The 10,005-nt window shown below is 69.1% G+C and carries 8 protein-coding genes and 1 pseudogene; 4 read left to right on the top strand and 5 right to left on the bottom strand.

Annotated elements, in window-relative coordinates:
• From M8J73_RS25580 to M8J73_RS25590, 3 genes are all read right to left on the bottom strand, one after another.
• Window positions 1–2,673: carbohydrate-binding protein (locus tag M8J73_RS25580; protein WP_249829100.1), on the bottom strand; the 2,673-nt coding region annotated here is incomplete at its 3' end.
• Window positions 2,674–2,997: 324 nt separating this feature from the next.
• A complete protein-coding gene (locus tag M8J73_RS25585; protein WP_055539955.1) occupies window positions 2,998–3,240 on the bottom strand; it encodes a hypothetical protein in 243 nt (80 codons plus the stop codon).
• A gap of 41 nt (window positions 3,241–3,281) precedes the next feature.
• Window positions 3,282–3,731 carry a hypothetical protein gene (locus M8J73_RS25590; RefSeq protein ID WP_055539954.1) on the bottom strand — a complete coding sequence of 150 codons (450 nt, stop codon included), beginning with the start codon at window positions 3,729–3,731 and terminating at the stop codon, window positions 3,282–3,284.
• Between the two features lie 224 nt (window positions 3,732–3,955).
• Between M8J73_RS25590 and M8J73_RS25595 the strand changes: the two genes are divergently transcribed.
• The gene (locus M8J73_RS25595; protein WP_107424016.1) at window positions 3,956–4,792 is read left to right on the top strand and encodes a PIG-L family deacetylase; all 837 of its coding nucleotides are present in this window, start codon (window positions 3,956–3,958) and stop codon (window positions 4,790–4,792) included.
• Between the two features lie 31 nt (window positions 4,793–4,823).
• On the opposite strand, the gene M8J73_RS25600 is transcribed toward M8J73_RS25595, so the two are convergent.
• Window positions 4,824–5,393: a TetR/AcrR family transcriptional regulator gene (locus M8J73_RS25600; RefSeq protein WP_055539952.1), complete on the bottom strand. Its 570-nt coding sequence runs from the start codon at window positions 5,391–5,393 to the stop codon at window positions 4,824–4,826.
• Between the two features lie 192 nt (window positions 5,394–5,585).
• Between M8J73_RS25600 and M8J73_RS25605 the strand changes: the two genes are divergently transcribed.
• Window positions 5,586–6,287, top strand: coding sequence for an SDR family oxidoreductase (locus M8J73_RS25605; protein ID WP_055537213.1), 702 nt, complete (start codon window positions 5,586–5,588; stop codon window positions 6,285–6,287).
• A gap of 29 nt (window positions 6,288–6,316) precedes the next feature.
• Window positions 6,317–7,200 (top strand): annotated as a pseudogene (locus M8J73_RS25610) (alpha/beta fold hydrolase).
• Between the two features lie 17 nt (window positions 7,201–7,217).
• Here M8J73_RS25610 and M8J73_RS25615 read toward each other — a convergent pair.
• Window positions 7,218–8,957 (bottom strand): VanW family protein, encoded by a 1,740-nt coding sequence (locus M8J73_RS25615; protein ID WP_055537212.1) that lies wholly within the window; start codon window positions 8,955–8,957, stop codon window positions 7,218–7,220.
• 261 nt (window positions 8,958–9,218) lie between these two features.
• Between M8J73_RS25615 and M8J73_RS25620 the strand changes: the two genes are divergently transcribed.
• Complete coding sequence (locus M8J73_RS25620; protein WP_055537211.1) at window positions 9,219–9,914, top strand: ABC transporter ATP-binding protein; 696 nt, start codon at window positions 9,219–9,221, stop codon at window positions 9,912–9,914.
• The last annotated feature ends 91 nt before the right edge of the window (window positions 9,915–10,005 follow it).

Here is a 10,005-nt window from a genome sequence, read left to right on the forward strand (position 1 = left end):
GCAGGACCACAGCACGACTCTCGTACCGTCCGCCGTACCGCCACCGCTGACGTCCAGGCACTTGCCCAACGCCTTGACCGTCGACCCCGCCGCCACCGTCCACTGCTGCCTCGCCGAGCCCGTGCACGACGAGATCTGCACCGCCGTCCCGTCCGCCGAACCACCGTCACGGACATCCAGACACTTGCCCGCGACCCCCACGATCGGCCCCGCGGTGGGGCCTCCACCAAGGTCGAAGGTGAACGCGTCGACGTCGAAGAGGAATCCGGAGCCGCCGGAGAAGGTCAGGTAGAGCGTGGTGGTGCCGGCCGGTGCCCCGGAGATCGAGCCGTTGACGGTGGTGAAGTTCGTCCACGAGCCGGTGACCGGGACGGTGGCGGAGCCGAGGACGGTGCCGGTCGGTGAGCCGGCCCGAACCTGCAACGTGCCGCCCGCGCCGGCTGACGACACCCGGGCAGTGAACGACGTGGCGTTGCTCAGCCTGTACGGCTCGAACGCGATCCAGTCGCCGTTCTCGATGTTGCCGACGGACTTGCCGCCCTCGGCGGTCGACTTGTCCAGGACGGTGACGCCGGACGACGTCTTGTGGTGCTCGGCCTGCCGGTGCTTCGGCTGCAGGATGTGCTGCGTGTGCGTGGTGAGTCCGGCGTTGTCGGTGTACTCGGCGTCGAAGACCCCGAAGATGTTCGCCGCGTCGTCGTGCTCACCGTCGACCGGGATGGTGATCGTCCCGGAGCAACCGGTCTTCGAGGTGATCGGGTGGCCGTGGCTGTCGTGACCGACGATGTACGTCATCTTCACCTTGGCGCAGTCGACGGTGCCGTCCTCCGGATCCGTCACGGTGACACTGAACGGCACGGTGTCGCCGAAGGCGAAGATCTCCCCCGCGGCGGGTCTGTTGATGGTCACGGTCGGCGCGGTGTTGCCGACGGTGATCCGCACGTCGGCGGTGCCGGTGGCGCCCTGCGGGTCGCGTACGGTCAGCGTGGCCGTGTAGTTCCCGTTGGTGTTGTACGTCTTCGTCGGGTTGGCGGCGGTGGAACTGGTGCCGTCACCGAAGCTCCACGCATAGGTCAGTGCCCCACCGTCGGGGTCGGACGAGCCGGCCGAGGAGAAGGTCACGGTCAGCGGCGCCGCGCCGGAGGTCCGGTCGGCGCCGGCCACCGCCGTGGGCGCCCGGTTGCCGCCGCCGACGTAGTCGAAGCGGTACAGGGCGGAGTACTGGTCGCCCTGGTACAGCCCGGCGCCGTAGTCCAGCACGTAGTAGGAGCCGTCCGGGCCGAACGCCGAGTCGATGACCTGCTTGCCGGTCCAGGGGAAGCTGTCGATGGTCCCCGGGGAGCCGTCGGCGTTGAGATGGATCGGCTTGATCCAGCCGCGGCCGAACTCCGTGGCGAAGAACTGCCCGTCGAACGACTGCGGGAACTTCGTGGGCGAGCTGACGTCGGGGTCGTACCGGTACACCGGGCCCGCCATCGGCGACTCCGAGCCGCCGCCGAACGCCGGCGGGCTGCCGGCGTCGCCGCCGTAGCGGATCCAGGCGGCCTTGGCGGGCGGCAGCGTGCTCAGGCCGGTGTTGCGGAACGAGTTGTTCGTCGCACCGCCCGAGCAGTTGTACTTCGGGCCCGCCGTGTTGGTGGCGAAGTCCCACTCGGCGAACGTCTCGGCGTTCGTGTTCGTGCCGTTGCAGTACGGCCAGCCGTAGAAGCCCGGGCCCGTGACGCGGTTGAACTCGACCTGGCCCTGCGGACCGCGCGCCGAGGTGGCGCCGGCGTCGGGGCCGTAGTCGCCGACGTAGACGACGCCGGTGGCCTTGTCCACGCTCATCCGGAACGGGTTGCGCAGGCCCATCGCGTAGATCTCCGGCCGGGTCCTGGCCGTGCCGGGCGCGAACATGTTGCCCGCCGGGATCGAGTACGACCCGTTCTCGTTCACCTTGATCCGCAGGATCTTGCCGCGCAGGTCGTTGGTGTTGGCGGCGGTGCGCTGCGCGTCGAACGCCGGGTTGCGGTTGGTCCGTTCGTCGAGCGGGGCGTATCCGGCGGACTCGAACGGGTTGGTGTCGTCGCCGGTGGACAGGTACAGGTTGCCTGCCGCGTCGAAGTCGATGTCTCCGCCGGCGTGGCAGCAGATGCCGCGGTCGGCCGGCACGTCGAGGACATCCACTTTGCTGGACTGGTTGATCGTGAAGTCGCCGTTGAGCGTGAACCGGGAGAGCCGGTTGACACCCTGCCATGTCGACCAGTTGCCGCCGGTGGTCGGTGCGTCGCCTCCCGGCGTGGACAGCGGCGGGGCGTAGTAGAGGTAGATGTGCCGGTTGGTGGCGAAGCCCGGGTCGATGCCGATGCCCTGGAGGCCGTCCTCGTCGTGCACGTAGACGGGGATGGTGCCGATGACCGTGGTGGTGCCGTTGGCGTCGGTGCGGCGCACGGTCCCGTTGCGAGCGGTATGCAGCACCGACCGGTCGGCCAGCACCGCCAGCGACATCGGCTCACCGACCTCCGCCACCCCGCGGGCCAGTTGCACCTGCTGGAAGTCGGCGGCGTTGATCGGGTGCGCGGAGGCCGGCGTGGCGCCGGCCAGGTTCGCGATGAGAGCGGTCGCGACCAGGAGCAGGGCCGAACCGATGGCCGGCCAGCGTGCGGCTGCGACTCTCCTGATGATCATGAACATGACAATGCTGTCCCCTTCCTGAACAGATGACTGCCAGGCGTGGGGCGCGCGCTGCCGCGCCGATGCCGTAGCGGGATGTCGCCGCTTCGGCCCGCCAGGTGTGTTTCAGCGGGCCACTACGCCGAGCGGGGGCAACCGCTCGGAAACAGCAGCAGTCGATGGCTACCGCGCTGTCGGGTCACATCGACGCTTGTGATGGTCCGTCAGCCAGGCTAGAGACGGCAGCCCGAGGTGTCCACACTTCGCCCCGGATCAGCGGGGCTTTCGGGCTCGGGCCTGCCGCCTGGATCATGCCGGCTTCGGGTCACGGCACCTTGATGGCGGCTACTGGACTTGCCTGGCCTTGCTCGTGGCCACGATTTCGACGGCGGCTTGAAGGGGCGTCTCGGCATGCCCAAGTAGCGCCCGGGTGATGGCGATCGCCTGGATGATGCCAATACCGCGCTCGACCAGAAGGCTCTGAACAGCCTCCATTCCGTCGCTCTCAAGGACTGGTCGGGACTGCTCGACCAGATCGGTCCAGCGTGCGGCGTCCTCAGGACTCAACCCGATGAAGTGGTCAAACACGGCTTACTCCTTCTGTGACGAATCGATGAGATGCGCTGTACTCACGTTTCGTCAGAGCCCAGCGATGCGGCCAGGGCCTTCACGGCGTCGGCGTATTGAAGGCGGTCGAACTGGAACGGGCCGAATTCCGAGTAGTCGCGTGTCCTGCGGTAGGGCTGTTCGAAGGCGTCCCAGGTCACGTGGTCAGGAGTCAGTGTGATGCCGGCCATCAGCGGCCAGCATCCCCACTCACCGCATTCACAGCCGAGCACGGGCGTCTTCGGCCCCATCGCTCCGGTGGATCGCCCATGGAAATGGTCTTCCATCGGACCGAACCGGAAGAACTGCGGGATGAGACCTCCGTAGGCGTCTCCGGCTGGTTGCATTCCGGCGTCGATCTCGAACCGGTCGACCAAGTCGGTAAGAGGTGTCCCGTCGATGCACGGGACGACTTCGACCACGCCACGATCAGCCTGGCGCCGGCAATCGAAGAAGATCTCCTGGGTGATCATGTGCCGATTGTTGCAGCCCACTTCTTCCCTGCTCACCCTGATTTTCGTGGGTCCGCGCTGGGAACATCCGGCGCGGTCGGCGCGGTTGATCAAAGAGGGGCCAGGGCCACACAGGCGGGATCATGGGGACCGTAAGGTCGTCAGCCGCGCCGGGGGCCGGGGCCCAGGGTTGCGGCATGCCGCCGCACTTCGATCAAGACACATGTCTGTAGGAGGACTGATTCGTGGCTGGACGGCCCCTGACGCTCATGGCAGTACACGCCCACCCGGACGACGAGGCCACGGGAACCGGAGGGGTCCTCGCGCGGTACGCGGCGGAAGGCATCCGCACGGTTCTCGTGACCTGTACTGACGGTGGATGCGGTGACGGGCCCGGGGGTGTCAAGCCTGGCGACCCAGGACACGATCCGGCGGCGGTCGCCTCGATCCGCCGTCAAGAACTCGAGGCCAGCTGCGAGGTCCTGAAGATCAGCGATCTGGAGATGCTCGGCTACGCCGACTCCGGGATGGTCGGCTGGCCGAGCAACGACGCCCCCGAATCCTTCTGGCAGACCCCCGTGGAGAAGGGCGCCGCCCGACTCGCGGAACTCATGCGGCATTACCGACCGGACGTGGTGGTCACCTACGACGAGAACGGCTTCTACGGCCACCCCGACCACATCCAGGCCCACCGCATCACCATGGCGGCGCTGGAGATGACCGAGGGCCTGGCGCCGAAGGTGTACTGGACCACGGCGCCCCGCTCGGCCATGCGGCAGTTCGGCGAGATCATGCGTGAGTTGCATCCGGACACGCCGGAGCCGGATCCTGCCGAGGCCGCCGCGATGGCCGAGATCGGCCTCCCCGACGATGAGATCACCACATGGGTGGACACCACCGCGTTCAGCGGCCAGAAGTTCGACGCGTTGGCGGCGCACGCCAGCCAGAGCGAGAACATCTTCTTCCTCGGGATGGGCAGGGAGAGGTTCGGTGAGTTGATGGGCGTGGAGACGTTCGTACGCGTCCAGGACACCACCGGCGCCGCCCTGCCCGAGAGCGATCTCTTCGCCGGCCTGCGCTGATCCACCCGTCGCGGAGAACCGCCTGTCGGCGTCAGCGCATGCCCGCCGCGTCGAGCAGGGTGATCACCGTGGGCGCGAGGAGACCCCTCAGTTGGTCCGCGCCGATACCGGCGCGGGCGCTGCCGCCGTCGAAGACCAGGCTGAGCTGCCGGGCCAGCAGACCCGGGTCGCTCGCCCCGCCCCGCTCCGCCTCGGCCCGGAAGAAGGCGGTCAGGTTCTCCTTGACCTGATGGGCGACCCGGCTCGCCGGGTGGCTCTGATCCTTCAGCTCGATCTGGGCGGCCAGGAAGGGGCAACCGTAGAACTCGGGCGCACCCGACTGCGTCTCCACCTGTGCGAAGACATGCAGGATCCGCTCCCGGGGTGAGCGATCGTCATCCGCCGCGGGCAGGAGTGCCCCCGTGTAGGCGGACGTGCGCCGCTCCAGACTCGCCGCCAGCAGCTCGTCCTTGCTCCCGAACAGCTGGTACATGGAGCGCTTCGACACTCCCGCCGCCTTGCACAGCGCCTCGACGCCGATGCCGACACCGTCTCGGTAGGTGAGTGTGGCCGCCGCCTCCAGCAACCGCTCCCTGGGGCTCTGCTTCACTTCGGTGGTCATGGCACGAGATTAACCCCGGAGAGACGGGGACGAAAACCGATCGGTTTCCGAGGCGCCGGCCCCGCACCCGAGAGGGCCCACCTCCCCCGGCCCCCGACCTCCAAGCCCCGAACCCCACCAGGCTTGCGCCTGGAAACCGATCGGTTTACTTTGATGGAAACCGATCGGTTTCTCATTCCTGTGGAGGTAGTCATGACCGCTTTGAAGGGCGCACACGTCTTCGTCACCGGCGGCAGCCGCGGCATCGGCAAGGCGTTGGTGGAGGAGCTGTACGTACGAGGCGCCGGCAAGGTCTACGCCACGGCCCGCGACCCGCGCACGGTGACGCACCCCGACGCGGTGCCGGTGGCGCTGGAGGTCACCGATCCGGCCTCCGTGGCGGCGGCCGCCGCGCAGGCGGAAGACGTCACCGTGCTGATCAACAACGCCGGTGCCTCGGTCGGCGCGTCCTTCCTCGACTCCCCCGTCGACGACGTACGCCGGGAGTTCGAGACCAACTTCTACGGCCCGCTGCTCCTCACCCGGGCCTTCGTACCGGTCATCGAGCGCAACGGCGGCGGCCACCTTCTCAACGTGCACTCCGTTCTCTCCTGGCTGGCCCTCGGCGGCTCCTACAGCGCCTCCAAGGCCGCCCTGTGGTCGCAGACCAACTCCCTGCGCCTGGAGCTGCGGCCCCGTGGTATCGCCGTCACCGGACTGCACGTCGGATACGTGGACACGGATCTGGCGGCCGGCGTCGACGCCCCCAAGTCCAGTCCTCGTGACGTCGCCGCACTCGCCCTCGACGGCGTCGAGTCGGGCGCGTACGAGGTGCTCGCCGACGACATCACGCGTCACGTCAAGGCGGGCCTGGCCGGCGACCCGGCCGGGCTGTACGCCGAGCTGGCCCAGTAACCCCCTTCAGAGCACACGGAGTCGGCGAGATGCACAGCCAGGAGCCACGTCCCACGATTCTCGTTCCGGGGGCCATCAGCCACATCATCGCCCCGCGCGCAGGACACGGCCACGACGGGACGCTGCGCTACCTCAAGCGGGCCGCGGTGCCCCCTTGGTCCTGCTGCACACCGTGCGCACCCAGGCGGAGCACTTCCGTCTCCTCATCCCGCTGATCGCGGACCAGTACACCGTGTACGCCCTCGATCTGCCGGGGACGGGCTACTCCGAGATCGTGCCCGGCGCCTCGTACGACGAGCCGGCCCTGCGCGCCGGCGTCAAGCGGCTGCTGACCGAGCTCGACCTGCACGACGTGACGTTGGTCGGGGAGTCCATGGGGGCGGTGCTCACGCTGACCACCGCCGCCGACCTGCCCGAGCGGGTCCGGCGCGTCGTCGCCGTCAACCCGTACGACTTCCGCGGCGGGATCGCCCGCTCCGGTCTCCTCGCCCGTGTGGTGGTCAGCGGTGTCCTCGCCCCGGTGGTGGGGCCGGTGATCGCGGGGGTGGAGCCCAGGCCCGCCCTCCGCAAGATCCTTCAGGGCGGGCTCGGCGACAAGAGCGCGCTGTGGGAGGACTATGTGGACGAGCTGCTCCGGGTGGGCGCCCGCCCCGGCTGTCCGATCGTCGCCCGGAGCGTGTACCGGAACCTGCCCAGCCTCATCGCGGCCCGCGCGCGCTACCCCGAGATCAAGGCTCCGATCCACCTCGTCTACGGGGAGAAGGACTGGTCGCGGCCCTCGGACCGGGAGGCCGACAAGCGGCTGCTGCCGACCGCCGACTTCACACAGGTGCCCGAGGCCGGCCACTTCATCTCCCTGGAACGGCCCGACGTCCTGGCCGACCTGCTGAATGCGGCGAACGCGGAGGCGTGACCGCTCGGCATCGGGGGCTACCGGGTGTCAGGGGTGCCGTTGGCCGAAGGCTCGGGGGCTTCGCAGGTGATCTCGTCACGGGGGGTGTAGTGGGTGTGGAACGGCTCCCGCTTCACCACCTTGCCGTCGTCGTGGAAGACGCGCTCGACGGTGACGTCGAAGCCTTCGAGCGGGGTCTGCGGCACGCACTTCTCGTCGGTGCTCACCAGCTTCTCCGGCGGCTGCACATGGGTCCGGGGGCCCTTCACCGACTCGATCTCGTCGTACTTCTTCGTACCGAGGAAGGTGACCGTCACCGAGGTGTCCGTGGCCTCGGCCTGGATGTATATCGCGTGGCCGGAGTCGTTGGTGAACCTGAGATCGAGGCTGCCCCAGGCGACCGTCGCCTCACGGCCCTCCGGGTATCGCTCGATGTAGAAGGAGTGCGCGCCGTGCTCCACCGGCTTGACCCCGGCGAAGAACATCGCGTTGTACATGGTCGTGGCCACGGCGGAGACACCGCCGCCCGGCGCCTCCGTGAACTTGTCGTCGAGGATCATGATGCCGTCGACGAAGCCGTTGGCCGGGGTGCGCTCCCCCACGGTCCGGTTGAAGCTCCACGTCTCGCCGGGCTGTACGACGGAGCCGTTGATGAGTTGCGCGGCCCGCCCGATGTTCTTCGTGCGGTACGGGGCCGGTTCGAAGTTGACGGTGAAGGAGGACATCTTCTCCGTCAGCCCCAGCCGCGCCGCGTTCTCGCGGGTCACCTCCGGCTGGATCCGCCGCACGGCCACTTCCCCGCTGCGGGCGGCGCCCGTCTCGGTGAGCAGCGGCAGCACGGCCTTGGTCAGCGCCTGGTCGGTGACCTGCGTGCCGGCCCGGGCGTCGTCGGCCACCACGACCCGGTCGCCGTCCAGCCGCAGTCGGGCGTTCTCGGCGGTCGTGGTCAGGCCGGCCAGGGGGCGGGCCACCGCGGGGGCGGAGCGCAGCCCCTTGCCGTCCAGTTTCGGGATCAGATCGCCGGAGTCGTCCGGCCGCATCGTCAGGTGCTCGCCCACGACGGCGGGGCTGAGCGTGAACTGTCTGCCGCCCGCGATGAGCGTGACGGGCGCCGACATGGCGGGCCGGGCGAAGTCGCGCACCGCCCGCCGCACCTCCGCCGCCGACACCTTCGGCTCGGTCTCGCGGGTGGGCAGTGCCGTGACCGCGTTCGTCCTGCCGTGCAGGAAGGAGGCCCGCAGGGTATCGACCGCGGCGTCCACGTCCAGGGCGTAGCCACGGCGCGGCGTGACCTGCTTGACGTGGCCCTCCTCGAAGGTCACGGCTCCGTCCCGCACCTTCTGGTCGAGGTTCCGCGCCAGTTTCCCGAGTGCCGTGCGGGTCTTGCCCTCGTCGAGTTGTACGACCGGCTCGATGTCGTGCCCCGAGCGGAAGAACGCGCCGATCACGCTGAACGGATCGGAGGCGGTGCGCGCGGCCCGGTCGACGGTCCGCTCGGTGTCGAAGGTGAGTCCGGCGCGGCGAGGGTCGACGGTTCCCTTCCGGTCTCCGACCTTCACGGCCAGCTTCTTCGCGCCGGCCGCCGCCAGGTGATCGTCCAGCTTGTGGACGGCTTCCTCGCGGCTGAGGCCTCCGATGTCCACCCCGCGCACCGTCGTCCCCGCTTCGATCTCACCCCCCGTGACGAGCAGCCCGGCCAGATACAGACCGCCTAGGCCCACGGTCAGCGCGCCGCCGGTCAGGGCGAGGGGCGGCACGGAGGCTATTCGAAGGCGCATGGGTCTCCCGGACCGGGGATCGGTGGGCGGCGCGCGCGGTCACGCAGCGCCATGGACGGGCGAGCACCCCAAGCTACCCATAGCGGAGCAAGAGTATGTATGTCGCATATCACTCTCGCCATGTATCACATCGGACATTCGCGTCATGCGCGTGGCGGCGACCGTCGGGACCGAAGTGCCGTCAGGGCGGCCTGCTTTGTCGGTGGTGAGGGTCGGTGAGATACTGCGCGCCGCGGAGTCAGCGGAGCTTACGGGGGCGCGATGAGTCAGGCGGTGACCACCGCAGCCATGCTGCGGGTGGCGGATGTGCACAAGTCGTACGGGCGGGGCGCGAACACTGTCCATGCGCTGCGCGGCGTCTCCTTCGAGGTCCCTCGGGGGGAACTCGTCGCTCTCAAGGGGCGCTCGGGCTCCGGCAAGACCACCCTGCTCAACATCGTCGGTGGTCTGGACGAGCCGGACAGCGGAAGCGTCACCGTCGACGGGCTGGACCTCGGGGAACAGGGTGAGGACGCCCTCCTCGCGCTGCGCCGGGAGCGCATCGGCTTCGTCTTCCAGTCGTTCGGGCTCATCCCGATCCTCACGGCCGCCGAGAACGTGGGCATGCCGATGCGGTTGCGCAGGGCCGATCCGCGCGAGCGGCGGGAGCGCGTCGATCTGCTGCTGTCCCTGGTGGGGCTCGCCGACCATGCAGCGCAGCGGCCCGGCGAGCTGTCGGGCGGGCAGCGCCAGCGCGTCGCCATCGCCCGCGCCCTGGCCAACAGCCCCTCGATCCTCATCGCCGACGAGCCGACCGGTCAGCTGGACGCGGAGACCGGGCACTCCGTGATGGAACTGCTCCGCGCGGTCGTCCGCAGCGAACAGATCACGGCGCTCGTGGCCACCCACGACGCGACCCTTCTCGACCTGGCCGATCGTGTGCTGGAGCTCAAGGACGGCGAGATCACCGAGTCCTAGAAGGTCGATGAAGATCTTGGTGAGGGGCTGTCCGGCCGTCAGGCCGGACAGCCCCTGTGGTCATGTACCGGCCGGTGCGATGTGCCAGGTG

The sequence above is a fragment of the Streptomyces neyagawaensis genome (assembly GCF_023516595.1).
GTDB classification, from domain to species: Bacteria; Actinomycetota; Actinomycetes; order Streptomycetales; family Streptomycetaceae; genus Streptomyces; species Streptomyces neyagawaensis.